The following is a 17,770-nucleotide window of genomic DNA, read 5'->3' as shown; positions in this document are numbered from 1 at the left end:
GCAGCAGTCCGCGATGTCCGCATCCGTTTCGACCGGTTGCGGCGCGGGGGCGAGCGCATCCGCCACGGTCTGGAAAATGCGGACGGGAAGGCCCTGCTTGTTCGCCTCGCTCTGGTCCAGCGCATCCAGATTGTCGGCGGTCAGCACGATGTCCGGCGGGGTGGGCGTGCCGGCGCAATAGCCGATGCGCAGGCGGACCACATAAGGCGCGCGGATGACGCTGAGATCGCGGATGATGGTCTGCGTCTGGTCGTCGGGCGGGCCGACCGTGTGGACGCTGACGCGCGCCTCGCCATAATCGCCGCCGACCAGCCGGGCGCGGATCCAGCGGTTCTTGCGCCCGCCCACCTCCGTTTCCTGAAGGTCGGCGGGGACACGGAAATAGACGCCGCCGTCGACCAGCAGATTGCCGGTGCGGTCGAGAAAATTCGACGCCACGCTGTCGAGCGCCCACCAGGAGGAGCCGTTCCAATATTCCCACGACAAGGCGGGATTGGCCGGCTCGTCGGGGCCGAGCGTGGACCAGGCGGTCTGCGGCAAGGCGAGGGTGATGAGCGCGCCGGCGACCTCGTCATGGTCGATGGCGATGGCGGAGACGCCGTTGAACAGTTCGATCGCGGTGACGGGCCGGTCGCCATAATAGGTGCTGAGCGGGCCGGCGGCGAGGCGGGCGTCGAGACGCAGAAGGTCAGCGCTGTCGGGCGCGAAATAGTCGAGCGCGGGGATGGTCGCGAGGCTGCCGTCCGGGGCGTAGCGCAGAAGGGTGAAGGCCGTGGCTGCGGCGGGCAGGGCGGGCGAGCCGGGCGGAAGCGTCCAGCCATTGGCGGCGGTGTAATCGAGCGCCCACAGGCCGAGCGGCTGGCGGTTGGCGTTCGCCAGCGCGAGGATGACGGACCGTTCGACATCGGAGGCCTGGCCCGTCATGACGGCCAGGCTGATGGTTCCGGCGACTTGCCTGATCGAGCCGGTGACGTTCGTGGGCGCAAGGAAGCGGCCGCGCAGGCGGCCCTGCGAAGTGGGGGGGCTGATGTCGCCGATGAGGGGCAGGAGCAGGGCGTTTCCGCCGGCGCTGACGGCGAGGACGAAGCCTTCGCCATTGGCGCCATTGGCCGCGATGAACCATGTCGCGCCGGTCGGGATGTCCGCGGCGGCGACGGCGGTGCGCTTGACCCCGTGGAAGCGATCGACGGCGAGCAGGCCGCCGGCCGGGCTACTGCGGTAGAGAAGGCCCTGATCGGCGTCCTGCACGACCGTCCAGCCCGCGTCGAGAAAGCGGCGCTGGCCGTTCGCGCTGGCGCCGATGCCGGTGACGCCGCCGGCGCGGGTGTATCGGCTTCCGCGCGCGAGGAAGCGGATCGGCTCCGCATCGGCGATGAGGATGGTGGGCAGCGTCCCTACGCCGGCCTCGAAGGAGATCGGCAGCGGCGGGGCGTCGCTGTCGTCCACGGTCGGCCGCGATGCGGGCGCTTCGGCGTCGATGCGGCGGACGGCGAGATGCGTGCTGGCGTCGGTGCGCTTCTCATAGCCGGCGACGACGATCTCCGCCCGCGTCAGGTCGCTCTGCGAGGCCCAGGCGGCGCGCTGGAGGCTGGGGAGCGCATTGGCTTCGAGCGAGCCGAGCGGGTGGAGCGCCGTGACGGAGGCGATCTTGGCCTCCACGGTCAAGGAGCCGTCCTTCGCCGCGCTGATGAGGAGGGCGGCGTCTGCTCCCGGTCCCTGAAGCGGGAGGAGGTCGACGGCGTTCGGGATCGGCGGCCGCGCGGTCAGTTCGCCCCGCGGCCCACGCGTCCAGATGAGGATGCGGTCGCCGACCAGGGCGTGGACGCTGCCCGCGTCGTCCGTGCTGACGAACAGGGCGCGGACCGGCTTGGCGGCGTCGGCCTCCTCCAGCGCGAGGCTGCGCCATGGGATGAGGCCGTCGGTGAAGGGGCCGGCGAAGGGAAATTCGGCGACATGGATCGCGCCGTCGCCCGCGACTGCGAGGCGGACCATGCCGTCGAAGGTCGCGCTGGCGGAGAGCGGGGCCTGCGAGGCGAGGAAGACGGGTTGGCCGGCGAGCTTCGGCCCGGGCATCGGTGCGAAGCTGGGACGATAGGGCGTGAAGCGGGCGAGGTAGAGCTGGCGGTCGGTGCCCACCCCGAAGACGAGCGCGCTGCGGCCGGCGAACACCGCGGTGAGCGCGCCGAGCGAGGCGCCGCCGATGGTGAAGCACAGGCTCGCCTCCGCCCCCGCCTTGCCGAACGCCTCCGCGCAGCCGATGTAGAAGGCGTCGAACAGCCGGGGTTCGCGGCCGAAGGGATAATAAGGCTTGTTGGGCACGACCGGCGTGGTGACGGCGACCGCCTCATAGTCGATCGCGTCGACCTTCGCTGCCTCGCAGCGGTCGTGATGATCGACTTTGCAGACCTCGCTCGCGACCGCCAGGGTGATCTGGCCGACGCTTTCGGTCCGGGCGGGAAGGGAGGTGAGGCGGCCGCGCAGCCAGAGGCCATTGCGCGCGTTGACGTCGGTCTTTTCCGGCTTGCCCTTCGCCTTGGTGAGGCGCCACGCGCCGGCCACAAATTCGGATTTGTCGAAATCCTGCCAGTCGGGCGCGGATCCTTCGGGATCGGTGGCCTTGCGGCCGAACCAGCGCCAGTCGATCGTCTGCGTGCTGGCGACGCCGCCGACGCTGATGGTGAGCGCGGCGGGGACGTCGAGCAGGGTCGGGTGGCTGAGATAGAGGCTGTGCGACTGGCGATCGCGGGCGCCGGGCGCGAAGGGCGCGAAGCTGGCGACTTCGGTGACGGGCGCGCGTTCGGCCACCGCAGCCTCCAGCGCGGGGGTGATGGTGACGACGTCGTTCTCGACCTTTGTGACGTCATATTCGGGCGAGGCCGGATCGGAACCGAAACGCAGGGTCATGCCGGGAGCGAGACCCTGCGCCGGGTCGATCTGGAGCATCGTCGCGCCCGCGCCGGCGGCGCTGCGCACGAAGCGGGAGACGGCGACGGGGCGGGGCAGGACGGGCGTGACGACCGCGCCGGCCGCGAGGAAGATGCGGTCCCCGGTCAGATCGGCGGCGGTCAGCGCCGTCACCTTGCCGCGCGCGAGGGCGATCCCGGCCTGCGTCTCGAAGATCGCCGGATCGCCGCCGACATCGGCGGTCAGCTTCGTGCCGGCCTCCGCGACCAGACCGTCCGGCGCATTGTCCGAAAGCGCGATGGCGACGGGGACGCCGGCCGGCTGCGCAGGGTCGCGGCCGAGGCCCATGGCGGTGTAGAAATTGTCCGCCTGCTTGTCCGGCGCGCGGTCGAGGCGGCGCGTCACCTCCTCGAACAGGCGCGCGGCGCTGGCGATGATCGCGCCGCCGATGCGGCCCGGCTCCACCGGCTCGCCATTGTGGCCAAGAAGCGCGGCGGCGTCGCGCAGCAGCCGCTGCGCGATGTCCGCCTGCGAGCGTCCGTCGAGCTTCGGCGTCATGGCGCTCCGCTCTCCTTGAAATAGAAGGGGTAGACGAGATTGTCGGTCTGGTTGGTGCGCCGGACGCGATAGTCGAGGACGATCAGCAGCACGCCGTCGAGCGCGCCGATCGGGTCCACCGCGACGCTGATGAGGTCGATGCGCGGTTCATAGACAGTGAGCGCGTCGCGCACGGCCGCCTCCACCGCGAACAGCACGGTGGAGCTCATCTCCTCGAACACCAGATCATGTATCCCGCAGCCGAAGCGGGGCCGCATGACGCGCTCGCCGGGCGCGGTCAGGAGGATGATGCGGAGCGCCTCCTTGATGTCGCGCGCATAAGCGGACAGCGCGATGTCGCCCGTGGCGGGGGCGGTCGCCACCGGAAAGCGCCAGCCGACGCCGAGGAAGTCGCGCTGTCCCTGCCGGTCCATCCTCATCCTCCGATCAGCACGGTTGGGGCGCCCATGGCGATGGGATTGGGCGCGCCAGCCTCCACGATCATGTCGCCCTGCCGCGCCGCCGGCAGCCCGGCGATCAGTACGGTCGCGCTCCCCTTCGCCACCACGCCGCCGACATGCGGCTTCACCCCGTCGACCAGCGGGCAGACATGCACATCCGCCGCCGCGCGCCAGGCGGGCATGCCGGCGATCAGCACCGTGGGCGCGCCGGGGCCGGGGCCGAGCGGCGTGCCATGGCCGGTGGTGTCGCCGACGCGGGCTGCGGGCTGGCCCATCAGTTGATCCTCGCCATCAGTTTATCCTCACCACGCCGGCGGACGCGCTGAGGCTCGACCCGCCCTTGAGGTCGAGCGTGCCGGACGCCTCGATGCTGATCTGCGGAGCCTTGAGCGACAGCGAGGTCTGCGCGCTGACGTTGATCGACCCGCCCTTGGTGTCGATGGTGATGCTGTTGCTCTTGTCGGTGATGCGGATGCCGTCGTCATCCACCTCGATCTTCTTGCCGTCGCTCAGCTGGATGGTGATGACGCCCTTCGCGTCGGCGTCGTCGAAGCGCAGCATATGGCCCTTGCGCGACTTGATGACGCGAATGTCGTTCTTCTTGCTCGAATTGGCCTCGGGCGGTTTGTCCGCGTCGCTCCACAGCGCGCCCAGCACATAGGGGTAGCGTATGTCGTCGCGGTCGAAGGCGACGAGCACCTCATCCCCAACTTCGGGCAGGAAATAGGCGCCGCGATCCTTGCCGCCCATGGGGGCGAGGACGCGCGCCCAGTCCGAGGTGAAGCTCTTGTCGCGCCACGGGAAGCTCAGCTTCACCCGGCCAAGCCCCTGCGGATCGTCATTGGCGGTGACGGTGGCGACCGCGACGCCGGCAACCGCGCCGCCGGACTCGCGGTTGACCTCCAGCTCGAAGGCGAGTGCGCTCATGCGACCGGCCTTTCGACGGAGAAGCGCGTGCGATAGCCCGTGGTGTCGTAGCGGTGCACGGTCTTGGCGACATAATAGCAGGTCGAGAATTGCTGGCCGATGCCGGTCAGTTCGATGCAGCTGTCGGGCAGCAGGTCGGGCCGGCCGAAGGTCTCCCCTTCGCCCTTCAGCAGATCGTTGGAGCGGTTGGCGAAGGCGGCGGCGGCGCGCTGGTCCGCCTCCTGCTGGGTCTTCACCGGCAGGCGCAGTTCCAGCACCGCGTCGCGGCCGAAGGCGCTGCGCAGGATGTCGCCGCCGGAGGGTTCGCTTTTCGGACCCGACGCGGTGGGCGCCGTCCCGATGATCTCCTTCTTCTTCACCTCGTCCCAGCCATAGACTTTCACGCTCTGGACCTGATTGCCGAGGTTGATCTCCGGCTTGAAGCTGATGAGGTCGCCGCCCCAGACGAGGGTGAGCAGCGGGCGTTCGAGCGCGGTGCGGGGGCGGACGACGAGCATGTCCCGCCCGAAGGAAGAGCGCGCGAAAAACTCCCATTTCGCGCCCGATTTGGAGAAGATCTCCACCACCTTGCGCAGGAAGTCGAGGTCCGACTGGAGGTTGGAGTCGAGCGTGATGTTGGCGGGTGCATTGCCGGAGAAGTCGAGCGAAAGGCCGTTCTTCTGCGCGACCTCCTGCACCGCGTCCTGCACCGTGCGGTTTTCCAGCCGATGCTCGCTGGTGCCCAGCGTCATCACGAAGGTGGCGTCCATGCCCGTCACCTCTATGTCGGGCGCGCCGCCCTCCGCGAAGCCGGTGGAGACGGCGGTGATGTAGCCGGAGATGAGCGGCGTCGTAGCGCGCAGATCGCCATAGCCCATGCGGATCCAGACCCGCGCGCCCAGCTTGATGAGCGGCATCAGCGGATCGCCCGAGGGGGTGGAGAAGTCGCTGCGTTCATTGTCGAAGGCGCGCGGGATGGTGAAGCGGAAGGTGCCCTGCACGCTCACTTGCAGGTCCACCTCCACCTGCGTGAAATGCATGCCATAGCGTTCCCGCATGTTCGCGCCGTCCATGCCGATGCAGATCGACGCGCCGGGGACGTAGAAGTCGCCGGGGGCGCTATTGCGTTCGGTTAAGAGCATTGCTCACCTCCAGCGGGGGGACGCGCAGCCAGTCGCCCGGGCGCAGCGATCGCGGATCGTCCACGTCGCTGGCGGCGGCTATGACGCGCCAGCGGCGCGGATCGCCGAACTCCTTGTCGGCGATGGTCCAGATGGATTCGGACACGTCGATCTGGCGGCGCTTGGTCTTGTCCGGCGATTCCAGGCGGATGTCGAAGGCGGCGCGAAATTCCTTGAAGGAAATCGAGAGAGAAGCGCGCGCCGGCGTGCCGTCCGGACGGAACAGGCTGGTCTTGCGGCCGATCTTCTCGATCACCGCCTCGAAGCGCAGCGGCCCCCAGACGAAGCGCACCGGCGGCGGCGCGTGCAGCGTCCGGTCGATGTCGAGCAGCGCGATGATCTCGTCTATGCGGTCCTTGACGCTCTTGGCCCCGTCGGCGCCGCCGAGGAGCGGGATGTCGCTGGGCGGGCCGTTGGGATCGGTCCAGTCGTCGAGGAACAGGTCCATCGACAGGGTGGCGGCGTCGCCGTTGACGAACTGGATGAGCGGGCTGCCAAGGCCGGGAAGGGCGGTCGCCTTATAGGCGTTGGCGCGTTCGAGGCTATATTCGGCGGGGTTGAACAGCACCTTGATGCGCGTTCCCTGCCGGACGCCCGCCAGCACCTCTATATAGGCTTTTTCAAGGGATCTTCCGAACATCTAAAGACCCCTTCTCAGCTTTTCGGTGCGGCCATGGCGTTCGATGCGGCGCCAGCGAAGCAGGATGCCCCGGCGCGGCTGGGGTGCAGCGCGGCCGTCCGGCAGGGGCATGACCGGGGTCAGCGGGCGGACGAGGCCGAGGGGCGGGCGCGGCGTCATCAAAAGGCGCTCGTCAGGCTGCCGAGGCCGGGCCGCAGTAGATAGCCATGATGCGCGAACTCTACCGATTCCGCCGCGACCTGCCCCGAATTGGCGTCAAAATCCGCCACCGACCATTTGACCGGATAGGCGTTCAGGATGTTCCAGCTCCAGGCGTCCTTGCCCTGCGGATCCTTGAGCGTGACGGTGATGATCGCGCGCTTGATGACGCCCTCCACCACCGCCTGATGCCAGATGTAGAGAAAGGGGTCGGCGAGGCCGCGCTCCAGCACCAAATTGCCATAGCTGGTGAGCGAGGCGAGCTTGTGCTCATGGTCGTTGACGCCGCCCTCGCGGAAGCTCTCCACCTTCGTCTCGCGGGTCAGGCCGCGCACCTTGGTGAAGCCGCCCTTGACGATCTGGTCCACCAGAACCGTGAAGCGGAAGCCCGCATAGGGATCGTGCAGCGCCATTGCCTACAGCCCCGCGAACGGATCGTCGGGCGCGCCGCCGAGCCGGCGGTTGATGCCGGAAATCTCCCGGCACCAGCGGCGGCGCTCGCCATGCTCCATGGTCATCAGCGTCTCGCTGCTCCAGTGGAAATGCGCGGCGATGAACGCCATTTCCCCGTAAAGTTCGGCCACGGGGTAGGCCATCAGGCTTCCCCCAGCACGGGCATCCCGCCGACGGTGCGGCCATTGGAGGATGCTGCGGCGACGGGCGCGGCGGGGACGCCATCGGGTTCCTCGGCCGAATTGATGTCCTCGTAGAGCTGGCGCAGATATTCGATGTCGCAGGCGAACAGCCCCTCGACCAGCGCGGTGTCGACATGCGGCATATTGCCGAGCCGGGTGATGACGCGCGCGAGGATGATGACGGTGAGATAGGCCGGGTTCGACTGCACGCGCGGATCGCGCAGCGGCAGGATCTCGTCCGCCGCCGTGGCGAGGCGCATGACGCCGCGTTTGTGGAGAAGGCCGGTCTCGTCGATATAGCCCTTGGGCAAAGTGAACTCGACTTCGGTGCGGAAGCCGGCGGCGGATATGCGGTCCATGTCTGCTCTCCTCTCGCGGCCGTCAGCGGGTCCGCTCGATGCCTTCGTTCACCAGCTCGAGAAGCTCGATGAACACCTCATTGCCCTTGGCGTTGAGGTCGCTGGGATCGTATTTGGTGGGCCAGGCCTCCGAGACGAGGAAGCTCGCCTTGTCCGTGCCGGATTCGTCGATGACGATGATCTTCACGGACTTGCGGCCTTCCTTGATGCCGCCGCCGACGATCTTCTTGTGCCACTCGTAGAGTTCCTGCGAGTCCGTCACGCCCCATTTGAGGGTGATGTTGCCGTACTTGGTCAGGCCCGGCAGCTTGCGGACATGGGTGGGGTCGATGCCCTCGCGATAGTCGATCGCCTCGTTGGTGGTCTCGCCGATCATCACCTCGCTGAAATAGGCCTGGGTGATCTGGTCGATCTCCACCCGGAAGCGCATGTTCCGGATCGGGTCGTTGCGTGCCATGCTGCGTCTCCTTGCGCGCCGGTCAGCTCTGGGCTTCGGCGGTGTTCTGGAAGATGCGGAAGATCACGAATTCGGCGGGGCGCACGGGCGCGATGCCGATCTCGCAGATCAGGCGGCCGTTCAGGATGTCGTCCTGCGTCATCGTCGAGCGGTCGCAGGCGATGGTGAAGGCCTGCTCCTCCGTCACGCCCATCAGCGCGCCGGCGCGCCACTGGGTGCGCAGGAACAGGCGGATGGTGTCCTTCACCCGCTCCCACAGGCGTTCGTCATTCGGTTCGAACACCACCCATTGCGTGCCCTCGTAGATCGAGCGTTCGAGGAAGATGAACAGGCGCCGGACGCTGACATATTTCCACAGGCTGTTGGACGACAGCGTGCGGGCGCCCCAGACGCGGATGCCGCGGCCGGGAAAGCGACGGATGGCGTTGACGCCGCGCGGGTTCAGAACCTCCTGCACATTGTCGTCGACCAGATATTCAAGGTCGAAGACGCCGCGCAGCGTGTCGTTGGCGGGCGCTTTCCAGACGCCGCGGTCGGTGTCCGTGCGGGCGTAGAGGCCGAGCGTGTGGCCGCCGGGGGGGACGAGCTTGCGCTGGCCGCTCTGCAGATCGGACACCCAGATCCACGGATAATAGAAGGCCGCATATTGCGTGTCCCACTTGCTGCGCGGATCGACCGAATTGGGGTCACCCATATTCTTGGCGGTGTCGACGACGGCGAAGCGGAACTGGCTCTTTTCGCAATGGGTGATGACGGCGGCGACGACGTCGTCGGGCGCGGCGGGCGCCTGCACCAGCGCGACATCGCGATAATCGTCGAGGTCGAGCGCCGAGAGGCCGGTGCGCAGATTGCTGTCGGCGTCCTCGCCCTTGAACTGGTTGACGCCGGGCGCGGCGCTGGCGTCCGCGCCGCCGGTCAGCTTGTCGAAGCCGGCGGAAGGCAGCGTGGTGAGCGGTGCCGGCGCGGTGACGGTGACGAGCGCGCTGTTGTCCTGAAGCCGTTTCTCGAAATAATCGGGCGAGGTGCGGTCGTCCCAGACGAGATTGTCGAAATCCTCCGCGAGCGTGGGCAGCGGCAGGCGCGGCGGCTGGGTGCGGTCGAACGGATCGGCGTAATTGCCGTCGGGCGAGGGCGTCTGCCAATAGGCGACCTGCAGGCGGAAGCCGATCGGCGTGTCGCCCTTCTTGGTGCTGCTCTCCACGATTTTCACGAACACCCGGTTGCCCCAGGCGCCGGGACCGATCGCGTCGATCTGCAGCCCGCCCGCGGTCCGCGTGGAGACGGTCGCGTCGGGACCGAGGATGCGGCAGATGAAGGCGCGGCGGCCGCCATTCTCGAAGAAGCCGGAGACGGCGTCCGGCATATATTTGCCGTCCGCGAAGACCGAGCCGAAATGCCGGCGATACTCGTTGAAGCTGGTCACGAGCCGGGGCTTGGTCCGCCCGCGCTCCGTCTCGCCCAGAAAGGCGGAGGTGCTGGTCGCGACGCCCTCTATGGGGCGGGGACCACGCTCGATTTCCTCGATAAAGACGCCGGGCGCCAGATATTCTGCCATGTCAGCCTCCGTTCAATCTCAGGATGCGGGAGTGAGCGACGCCTTGGCGTCCTTGATCCAGACGTCGCCTTTCAGCTTGTCCCACGCGGCCTTGAGCGTCGCGAGGTCGTCAGGGTCGAGCTTGAAGTCATAGTCGGCGGCGGCCTGCGTCTCGGCGGCTGCCTTCCAGCCGACGAAGACGTCCTTGCGCTGCTGGTCGAGCGCGTCCGGGTCGATCAGATGGACCGCGCCATTGGCCTGGCTCTTGGCGGGGTCGAGCCAGTCGGCGAGATCAGCATAGCCGGCGGTCTTGAGCGCGCCCGTCACCTTGTCGAGCGCAGCCTTGGCGTTGGCGCTCAAGGTTCCGTCGCTGATCTGAAGATGCTTGGGCGCGACCTCCATCCAGAAGCTGAGGATCGGGGCGTCCACATTGTCCGCAGTGTTGATGGCGGCGCTGAGCGTGTTGATCTGCGGCAGATAGCCGTCGACGATCTTGCCGATCGCGGCTTCGGGCGCGGACCAGTCGGCATGGCGCGCCGCCCAGTCCTTGGTCGCCTGCTGCGCGTCGGCGCGGGCCTTTTCCTTCGCGCCGACGAAGGTGGCCATTTTCGTCGCCAGCGCGGCGCGCGCCTTGAGCAGCTTGCCCAGCGGCTTGGTCGCGTCGCCGATCAGCGGCGTCCAGTTGTTGAGCGCGGCGAGCATGTCGGCCGCCGCGCGGTCGAACTCCTTGTCCGCCTGCTTCATCTTGACGCCAAGCGCGCCGTCGGTCGCACAAGCCGTGCGATAGGATTTGACGATGGCGTCGCGCGCGGCCTGCTTCTCCGGCGCGAACAGGTCCGTCGCCGCCGTTTCGATGGGCTTCATCAGATCGGCGAGCGCGCGGCTGATCGCGATGTCGCGAACATAGTCAGGCGGAGGCGGAGGGGCGGGCGCCGCAGCAGCGCCTCCCCCGGCCGCTCCGGGGGGCGTAACGGCCTGATCGCCGCCCGCAGGGTCGGCGGTCGTTGCGGAGTCGATGGTGTCAGTGTCGCCGGTCATGCGAATTCTCCTCATCGCCTCACGGTGCCGGAGGCAGGGTTGGCTCGGTGGCGGAAAGGGCGGCCCAGCCGAAGGGCGTCGGGGCGCGGAAAAGCTGGTTGCGGCGCATTGGCAGCAGGGCCGAAAAGCGGGGCGCGCCGGCGCGCTCCACGCTGATCCAGCCGATGATCGCGCCGTCCGCGACGCGAGGGTCGGCGGTCGTGGGGACGCGCGGCATCGGCGCGTCGTCGCCCAGCGATCCGACCATCGCGACGAAGCCGCCGCGGACGTCGGTGACGCCGGTATAGGCGCCGTCGAGCGGGCCGGCGTCGCTGGCGGACTGGAGCATGATCTTCACCTTGGCGTCGGCGACGGGGACGGGCGGATCGACGGCCGCATCCTCCACCAGCATGCCCGCCACGCCGAGCCGGCCGGCCGGCGGCTCGTAAAGGCCGGTGGGCGTCAGCGTGGCGCGCTGGACGAGGACGGGAGTCTGCGGCGCGCGCATCGGCACCGCGACGGTGGCGCTATAGGGGGCGAACTGGCCGCGCGTCGCAACCGCCTCTATCGTCACGGTCCGGTTGGCGGGTGGCTCCGGATCGATCCAGACGAACTGGCCGAGTTTCGTGATGGTGGGCGGCCGGAAGCCCGGCGCCGTGACCGTCATCTGCTCGCCGGCCAGCTGGCCGGTGACGGGATCGACCAGTTCCAGCGCGAGCAGCACGCGCCGCTTGACGCGGTCCGCATGCGCGAGGGGGAAGAGCGCGGTCATGCGCTTTCCATCCGGGCGTGGCGCATGTCGCCGTCCGTGACCGGCGCGGCGGACGGGGCCGGCGCGCGCGGGTCAATCCAGACCGGGCTGGCGCGAAAAGCAATGGAGGAGCGGCAATTTTCATTGGGGAACAGGCCCCAGATGCGCGCCATCTCGTCCGAATTAAGCGGGAGGAGCGACAGCCACACTGCCTCCTGAAAGGCGGCGGGCACGGCGAGGGGCGATCCCGTCTCGATCGCGCGCACCGCGTCGGCCAGACGGCCAAGGCCGTCCGCGCCCGCCGGCGCGCCAGCGCCGACGGTGAGCAGATAATGCAGCTCCAGCGGCACGGCGGGTTCGAGCAGCACCGGGTTGTCATTGGCGGTGGGCCAGGGGCGGATGCGCTGCGCGTTGCGCAGGTCGGCGGCGGGCGTCACCAGATAGAGGAACAGCACGAGGTCGGCGTCCGCCGCGCCTTCATTGGGTGAGGCGAGGCTGATCTTATAGGCGCTGGGCGGCACGCCCGGCTGATTGGCGAGCGACAGCCGCAGCATGTCGATGATCGCGGCGGTGACGAGGTCGAGCGCCATCACACCGCCTCCCTGCCGCACGCCGCCTCTACGGCGTCGACGCGGGCGAGATCGGCGAAGCGGCCGAGCCGCACGAGCTGGCTGCGCGCGCCGGCCAGCACGTCCTCCATGCGGATTAGTCGATCCGCCTCGGCGGCGAGCATGGCGGCGTGCAGCGCCATCTGGCGAATGACGCCGCCGGTGACGTCGAGGGCGAGGGCGAGTGGGCGCAGGGCGAGCGGCTTGGCGCGCAGGGGAACGGGGATCGACTGTTCCCAGATCAGCAGCCGGTCGCCGGCCGAGGGCCGCGGAAACTCCACCTTGAAACGCAGGCGGCGGGTGAAGGCGGCGTCGATTGATTCCGCATGGTTGCTGGTGAGGATGGCGAGGCCCGTGAAGCGCTGAATGCGCTGGAGGAGATAGGCGACCTCGATATTGGCGTAGCGGTCGTGCGCGTCGGTGATGCTGCTGCGCTTGCCGAACAGGGCGTCGGCCTCGTCGAACAGCAGCACGGCGCCGGCGTCCTGCGCATCGCCGAAGATGAGGTCGAGATTTTTCTCCGTCTCGCCGATATACTTGCTGACCACCTGGGCCAGTTCGATGACGTAGAGGTCGGCGCCGAGTTCGGTCGCGACGGCGTGGGCGGCGGTGGTCTTGCCGGTGCCGCTTTCGCCGGAAAACAGCGCCGCGACGCCGCGCCCGTCGGTGAGATCGGCGAAACCCCAGTCCTCCAGCACTTCGCGTGTGTGGCGAACATGGCTGACCAGTTCGCGAAGCTGGCCGCGCTGGATGGCGGGCAGGACGACCGCCTCGATTGCCGGCGGGGCGCCCGCGACGCGGGGCGCAGGCTCGACGCGGCGAGCGAGGCTGGGCAGGCGCGCGCCCGCCATGCGGCGGAAGCCGCCGAGCCAGTCATCCGCCTCCGGTCTGCTGGGCCGGCCATTGGCAGCCGCCAGCGTCTGCGCGAGCGCAATCGCCTGGGGAATGCGATCGAGTGCGATGGGGAAGGCGTCAGCAATATGTTCGGCCAGCGCGTCGTCTTCGACATTGTGACTCGACAAGGCGTTGGCGATGACTTCCTGCCGATCATGACGCGTCACCACAGGGAGGTCCGCGGAGACGATGTGGGATTCGGCCATGCCAGCGAGCCGCTCGGTCGCATTGGCGGCGATGAGATAGGGCGGCTGCGCGAACTGCGGCCAGGTAGCATTCAGCGTGCTCCACAACGCATCGCTTTCCGGACTTTTTCCGCCCAGATCGAAGATCAAGGTCCATCCCGCCAGTCGCGCGGCGCTGGCGAGCTCGGCAAGAGTCTCTGCGAGTATTTCGGGCGCGAACGGGCTCGCGGGCGGCGCCAGGACGAGTGGCTTATCGGCGATGGCGGCCGCTTCGACCACTGTCCAGCCGGGCGACGATCCGGTCAGGAAAATCGCGGATACCAGATCGCGGCCGATCAGCGCATGGCGCACGGCCGCACGGATCCGCCGTTTGCGGTCGGCAGAGAGCAAAGCAGCGGCGTCTTCGGGCGCGGGCCGATACAGCCGCCGGATCTCAGCGCCCAGCAGGGCATCGGAATCGCCGGTTACTAGCCAGTCGGCCAAGGCCGGCGGCAGGCGCAGCGGCATGTCGCCCGCCAAAGTGGCCGGCCCGGCACGCGGAACGATGCCGAGCCGGCGCAGCGGGTCGTTCAGCGCAAATGCGCCGCGAATGCTCGCAGGCGTCGTCTTGCGAATGCCCGCGGCGATGATCGCACAGGCCAGCCCGACTGACGGATAACGCCGCGAGAGATCGTCGTGTAGCGTGCCGAACAGGCGGTGGAAGCGAATGTCGAAATCGCTCGCGCCTGCGAGCAGCAAGAATTTGAGCGCCTGCTGATCATCATCGATCTTGCGGAACAGGATAGCGAGCGGCGCTTGAGCGTTCTCGGGGGCACGCAGCGACGCGACCAGCTTACGGAACAGCTTTTCGGGCCGCTCCGGCGCTTCGCCGAACAGGCTGACGAAGCCCTCGAGAAGCCGTTCCATCAGTTCCAGGCCTGGGACAAAGCCGGGTGCCTCATCCTTCCGGGGCGACCAGACATCAAGCAGCACGCGCGTCGCCGCTTCAACCCAGTCGAGCGACTGATCAATCAGGTCCGCGATCCGCCCGTCCACTTCGACGGCTAGTGGGGCCGGGTGATAGGCGGCCGGCGCGGCCTCTTCCGCTTGTTCGGCATCGTTCGGTTCGGTGCGCAGATGAAAGCGAAGGACACGCCCTTCGTTCGCGGGAGCCGCGGGGCGGGCCAGCATGTGAATGATGCGGCGGAGTTGATCGAAACTGAGATTGCGCATCGACAGGTTGGTGATGCCGGTCTCGATGGAAACGGCTAGCATGTGAACGTCGCTACGGGCCGCACGGATGGCCGACGCGATCGCCGGAATGGCGGATTCCTGCCCGATGATGAGGATTACGGCGATCTCGGGCTGCTCCCAGATCATGACGACGGCCTGCTCCACGCTGACGGGGGCCTCGCTCGCCAGGGTGACATTGGGATCGAGCGCAAGTCGTTGCCCGATAGCGTCGAACGGATCTTGCGGCCCATCTTTCACGAGAAGAATGTTGCAGGTCTCCAAGAGCGCGGCCTCCCTGGTCAAGGCTGTCAGGGTAGCGCTCCGGTGCCCAGACGATATGGCTCACGACGGATCAGACCATTCCGGCCCATCCTGCATGGCTGGGCCTCCATCGAAAGGATCAGGACGTAGGCTTGAGGGATGGATCGAAGACAGACCTTTTGGTTCAGAAAAGGTCTGTCCACTGCCTTGCGAGGATCAGCTTGCAGACCGTCAAGACGCTGCTCGCCCGGCTCGTTAACAAGGGCGTTCGCCCATGAGGTGGAGGGGCGGCGCTATCTCTATCGGTCCCTGGTGGCGCGAGGCCTATGTCGCGGGAGAATCCCGGCTGGTCGAAACCCATATGAGCCGACTGCGCACCAAGTTGAACGAGGGTGGACGTGGGGATGCGATCCGCACGGTCCGGGGATCGGGCTATATGGTGTTGAGTAGCGGCACGGCGCAGGGGATCATCGAAGGCGACTATGTCCGCCGGATGCCGGTCGTTGAACGGGCAGCGAGTTCGACCGGATATCGACCATCCTCAACCAGATGCTCGGCCGGCCTTCGACGATGATGGTCGCGGTCTGACAGTGGACCTGCAGGCGGTAGAGGTGCGGGGCGATGCGCAATCGCTCAAGCACCCAGTCGCCAATCTGCTGGAAAACATCCTGGCCCATGCCGGTAAAGGCATGGCTGCGAAATGCCCTTCTTGCTTGGGTTGTCGCGGCAGCCCCTTGATGATCGCGCGCATGGGTGCTTCAGTCTGGCGATAGTCCGACGCATATGTCCAATGGAGAACAGTGCCGATGCGTTGCCGGACCCGTCGCGCCGTCTCGGGCTTGGCGAGCCTGATATCCGCCAGCGCGTTGCGGATCATGGGCCCTGTAATCTCATTGGCCCGCACATGGCCGATGTGCGGGAACACATAGGCCTCGAGCGTCTGGAGCCACTGTTTCTCGTGCTTCTGGTTCCGCCTGTCTTGCTGTGGGCCGCGATCACCTTGGCAGCCGCCTGGCGAAATGTGGGGATGTCCTGTGCCTTGCGCCGCTCGAAGATTGGATCCAGCCCTAGCTCCACCCAGGTTCGGATTTCTCGCGCCCGCTCCCGAGCGGTTGCCAGCGAGACTTTCGACGCGCTCCCCAAACCAAAATCGCCTCGATTCCCATCCTTCTGCGCCCGGCACATCCAGCTTTTCCCACCGCCGGGTTTGATGAAGAGGAACAGGCCATCGCCATCGCTAAGCCGCCCAGGTCATGTTGCTGCTTTCACAGCGGTTGCGGAAAGTTTTCCCATGCCACCAAATCTCCCACATTTCCAATCGGTCACCGGTGGACTGGCAGGGATGAACGTGGATGCGAAGCACGCTGAAAGCCGCAGAAAAGCTGGGCTTTTCTGATTCGAAACGGATGTGAAATAACAGGATGATGGCGGAGCGGGAGGGATTCGAACCCTCGATACGCTTTTGACGTATACTCACTTTCCAGGCGAGCGCCTTCGACCACTCGGCCACCGCTCCGCAGGAACCCCATCGTCGCTGTAAGCGGCGTGAATCGGGTTCATATTCCATCGCACTGGAGGCGGCTCCCTATCGCGCGACAACGCACTAGGCAAGGGGTGCTTTACTTTCTTGCGCAGCAATTGTTTGATCGCGTCATGACCCTTCGCCGCCGTGCCGCGCTGCTTGCGCCCTTCATCGCCATCCTGCCCCTTGCCGCTGCCGATGCGGCCGATCCGCCGGCCACGCCCAGCGCGGTCGTGGCGCAGGCGCCGGCCAGTGCCTGGCGTGCCGTCCCGGCGCAGGATCTGCTGGTGATGACGATCAAGGGGGGCAAGCGCGTGCTGATCCAGCTGGCGCCGCAATTCGGTCCGCGCCATGTCGCCAATATCCGCGCGCTCGCCGCCGCCCATTGGTGGGATGGCACCAGCATCAATCGGGTGCAGGACAATTATGTCGTCCAATGGGGCGACGCGACCGAGAAGAAGCCGCTGCCCGCCGGCCTCGCGCCGACCAGTCCGGCCGACTATGTCCAGCCGCTTGGGGGCATGAAGGCGAAGCTGACGCCGCTGCCCTATCCCGATCCCTATGCGCGCGCGACCGGCTTCATCGATGGCTGGCCGGTGGCGATCGATGGGGACGCCGCCTGGCTGCCGCACTGCTATGGCATGATCGGCGTCGGCCGCAACATGTCGCCCGACGCCGGCACGGGGGCGGAACTCTATACCGTCATCGGTCAGGCACCGCGCCAGCTTGATCGCAACATCGCCGTGGTCGGCCGCGTCGTCGAGGGGATGACCGCGCTCACCAGCCTGCCGCGCGGCAGTGGTGAACTGGGCTTCTATACCGATGCCGAGCGCAAGCTGCCGATCGTCTCGGTGCGCCTCGCAAGCGATCTGCCGCAGGCGGAACAGCCACATGTCCAGGTGATGGATACCGGCTCGGCCGGCTTCGCCGACTATCTGCGGCTGCGCGCCAACCGGAAGGACGATTTCTACGACCGGCCGGCGGGTGGCGTCGATCTGTGCAATGCGCCGGTGCCGGTGCGATTGGCGCCTTAAAGAGGAAGATCGCGCAGCCGATAGCCGCGCCAGTCGCGGATGCGGCGGATGGCGAAGCTGGTGCGGATCGCCGACACGCCCGGCAGGCGGGCGAGGCAGTCGCGATGGACCGCGTCGAAGCCCTTGAGGTCGGCGGCGGCGACCCGCAGCAGATAGTCGGCCTGGCCCGCCATCAGATGGCATTCCAATATTTCCGGGAAGCCCGCGACCGCCGTCTCGAACCGCTCCATCGCCTCGCGGCTCTGGCTGGTCAGCGAAATCTCGACAAAGGCCTGGAGCGTCAGGCCCAGCGCCGCCGGATCGAGCCGGGCGGCATAGCCCTCGATCATGCCGGCATCCTCCAGCGCGCGGATGCGGCGATGGCAGGCGGAGGAGGAGAGGCCGATCTGCTCGCCCAGCTCGTTCATCGACCGGCGGGAATCGCTCTGCAGCGCCTCCAGCAACGCGATGTCGAACCGATCCATGCAATGTCAT

General features: G+C 67.6%; 19 protein-coding genes, 1 tRNA gene and 2 pseudogenes. 2 read left to right on the top strand and 20 right to left on the bottom strand.

Annotation, left to right across the window (positions count from 1 at the left end; genetic code table 11):
* The 15 genes from BRX37_RS11305 to BRX37_RS11235 form a co-directional block, all read right to left on the bottom strand.
* Nucleotides 1-3,462: hypothetical protein (locus BRX37_RS11305; RefSeq protein ID WP_206434155.1), on the bottom strand; the 3,462-nt coding region annotated here is incomplete at its 3' end.
* The gene (locus BRX37_RS11300) at nucleotides 3,459-3,875 is read right to left on the bottom strand and encodes a GPW/gp25 family protein (RefSeq protein WP_125987013.1); all 417 of its coding nucleotides are present in this window, start codon (nucleotides 3,873-3,875) and stop codon (nucleotides 3,459-3,461) included. The genes BRX37_RS11305 and BRX37_RS11300, both read right to left, overlap by 4 nt.
* 2 nt (nucleotides 3,876-3,877) lie before the next feature.
* Nucleotides 3,878-4,177: a PAAR domain-containing protein gene (locus tag BRX37_RS11295; protein WP_017498951.1), complete on the bottom strand. Its 300-nt coding sequence runs from the start codon at nucleotides 4,175-4,177 to the stop codon at nucleotides 3,878-3,880.
* Nucleotides 4,178-4,193: 16 nt separating this feature from the next.
* Nucleotides 4,194-4,829, bottom strand: coding sequence for a phage baseplate assembly protein V (locus BRX37_RS11290; protein WP_125987011.1), 636 nt, complete (start codon nucleotides 4,827-4,829; stop codon nucleotides 4,194-4,196).
* Nucleotides 4,826-5,950, bottom strand: coding sequence for a phage late control D family protein (locus tag BRX37_RS11285; protein ID WP_125987009.1), 1,125 nt, complete (start codon nucleotides 5,948-5,950; stop codon nucleotides 4,826-4,828). The genes BRX37_RS11290 and BRX37_RS11285 overlap by 4 nt, the downstream gene beginning before the upstream one ends.
* Nucleotides 5,928-6,629, bottom strand: a complete 702-nt coding sequence (locus BRX37_RS11280) for a CIS tube protein (protein WP_125987007.1) — start codon at nucleotides 6,627-6,629, stop codon at nucleotides 5,928-5,930. Before BRX37_RS11280 ends, BRX37_RS11285 begins: the two co-directional genes overlap by 23 nt.
* Nucleotides 6,630-6,787: 158 nt before the next feature.
* The gene (locus BRX37_RS11275) at nucleotides 6,788-7,240 is read right to left on the bottom strand and encodes a phage tail protein (protein ID WP_125987005.1); all 453 of its coding nucleotides are present in this window, start codon (nucleotides 7,238-7,240) and stop codon (nucleotides 6,788-6,790) included.
* Nucleotides 7,241-7,243: 3 nt separating this feature from the next.
* Nucleotides 7,244-7,423 (bottom strand): DUF6760 family protein, encoded by a 180-nt coding sequence (locus tag BRX37_RS11270; protein WP_017498956.1) that lies wholly within the window; start codon nucleotides 7,421-7,423, stop codon nucleotides 7,244-7,246.
* Entirely contained in the window at nucleotides 7,423-7,821 is a 399-nt protein-coding gene (locus BRX37_RS11265; protein ID WP_125987003.1) for a hypothetical protein, read from the bottom strand. Before BRX37_RS11265 ends, BRX37_RS11270 begins: the two co-directional genes overlap by 1 nt.
* A 22-nt stretch (nucleotides 7,822-7,843) precedes the next feature.
* A complete protein-coding gene (locus BRX37_RS11260) occupies nucleotides 7,844-8,278 on the bottom strand; it encodes a phage tail protein (RefSeq protein WP_125987001.1) in 435 nt (144 codons plus the stop codon).
* Nucleotides 8,279-8,300: 22 nt separating this feature from the next.
* Entirely contained in the window at nucleotides 8,301-9,833 is a 1,533-nt protein-coding gene (locus tag BRX37_RS11255) for a phage tail sheath family protein (protein WP_125986999.1), read from the bottom strand.
* A gap of 18 nt (nucleotides 9,834-9,851) precedes the next feature.
* A complete protein-coding gene (locus tag BRX37_RS11250; protein WP_125986997.1) occupies nucleotides 9,852-10,850 on the bottom strand; it encodes a hypothetical protein in 999 nt (332 codons plus the stop codon).
* A 19-nt stretch (nucleotides 10,851-10,869) separates the two neighbouring features.
* A complete protein-coding gene (locus tag BRX37_RS11245) occupies nucleotides 10,870-11,601 on the bottom strand; it encodes a hypothetical protein (protein ID WP_125986995.1) in 732 nt (243 codons plus the stop codon).
* A complete protein-coding gene (locus BRX37_RS11240; protein WP_063976147.1) occupies nucleotides 11,598-12,170 on the bottom strand; it encodes a Pvc16 family protein in 573 nt (190 codons plus the stop codon). The genes BRX37_RS11245 and BRX37_RS11240 overlap by 4 nt, the downstream gene beginning before the upstream one ends.
* Nucleotides 12,170-14,737 (bottom strand): ATP-binding protein, encoded by a 2,568-nt coding sequence (locus tag BRX37_RS11235; RefSeq protein WP_206434154.1) that lies wholly within the window; start codon nucleotides 14,735-14,737, stop codon nucleotides 12,170-12,172. Before BRX37_RS11235 ends, BRX37_RS11240 begins: the two co-directional genes overlap by 1 nt.
* Before the next feature lie 277 nt (nucleotides 14,738-15,014).
* Between BRX37_RS11235 and BRX37_RS27280 the strand changes: the two are divergent.
* Nucleotides 15,015-15,167, top strand: a pseudogene (locus tag BRX37_RS27280) (winged helix-turn-helix domain-containing protein); the annotation flags it as partial.
* 40 nt (nucleotides 15,168-15,207) lie between these two features.
* Here BRX37_RS27280 and BRX37_RS27275 read toward each other — a convergent pair.
* The 4 genes and pseudogenes from BRX37_RS27275 to BRX37_RS11220 form a co-directional block, all read right to left on the bottom strand.
* Nucleotides 15,208-15,417, bottom strand: coding sequence for a hypothetical protein (locus BRX37_RS27275; RefSeq protein WP_017498964.1), 210 nt, complete (start codon nucleotides 15,415-15,417; stop codon nucleotides 15,208-15,210).
* 131 nt (nucleotides 15,418-15,548) lie between these two features.
* Nucleotides 15,549-15,665: pseudogene (locus BRX37_RS27615) on the bottom strand (phage integrase central domain-containing protein); the annotation flags it as partial.
* Nucleotides 15,614-15,925, bottom strand: a complete 312-nt coding sequence (locus tag BRX37_RS27270) for an Arm DNA-binding domain-containing protein (RefSeq protein WP_318276670.1) — start codon at nucleotides 15,923-15,925, stop codon at nucleotides 15,614-15,616. The gene BRX37_RS27270 and the pseudogene BRX37_RS27615, both read right to left, overlap by 52 nt.
* A 240-nt stretch (nucleotides 15,926-16,165) precedes the next feature.
* A tRNA-Ser gene (locus BRX37_RS11220) sits at nucleotides 16,166-16,256 on the bottom strand.
* A 137-nt stretch (nucleotides 16,257-16,393) separates the two neighbouring features.
* Here BRX37_RS11220 and BRX37_RS11215 point away from each other — a divergent pair.
* The gene (locus tag BRX37_RS11215) at nucleotides 16,394-17,296 is read left to right on the top strand and encodes a peptidylprolyl isomerase (protein ID WP_125986991.1); all 903 of its coding nucleotides are present in this window, start codon (nucleotides 16,394-16,396) and stop codon (nucleotides 17,294-17,296) included.
* Here BRX37_RS11215 and BRX37_RS11210 read toward each other — a convergent pair.
* A complete protein-coding gene (locus BRX37_RS11210; RefSeq protein WP_069338080.1) occupies nucleotides 17,293-17,760 on the bottom strand; it encodes an Lrp/AsnC family transcriptional regulator in 468 nt (155 codons plus the stop codon). The genes BRX37_RS11215 and BRX37_RS11210 overlap by 4 nt on opposite strands.
* Nucleotides 17,761-17,770 lie beyond the last annotated feature (10 nt).

It is taken from the genome of Sphingomonas sp. S-NIH.Pt3_0716 (assembly GCF_003950715.1).
Classification (GTDB): domain Bacteria; phylum Pseudomonadota; class Alphaproteobacteria; order Sphingomonadales; family Sphingomonadaceae; genus Sphingobium; species Sphingobium yanoikuyae_A.
This window is presented reverse-complemented; position numbering and strand designations above follow the sequence as displayed.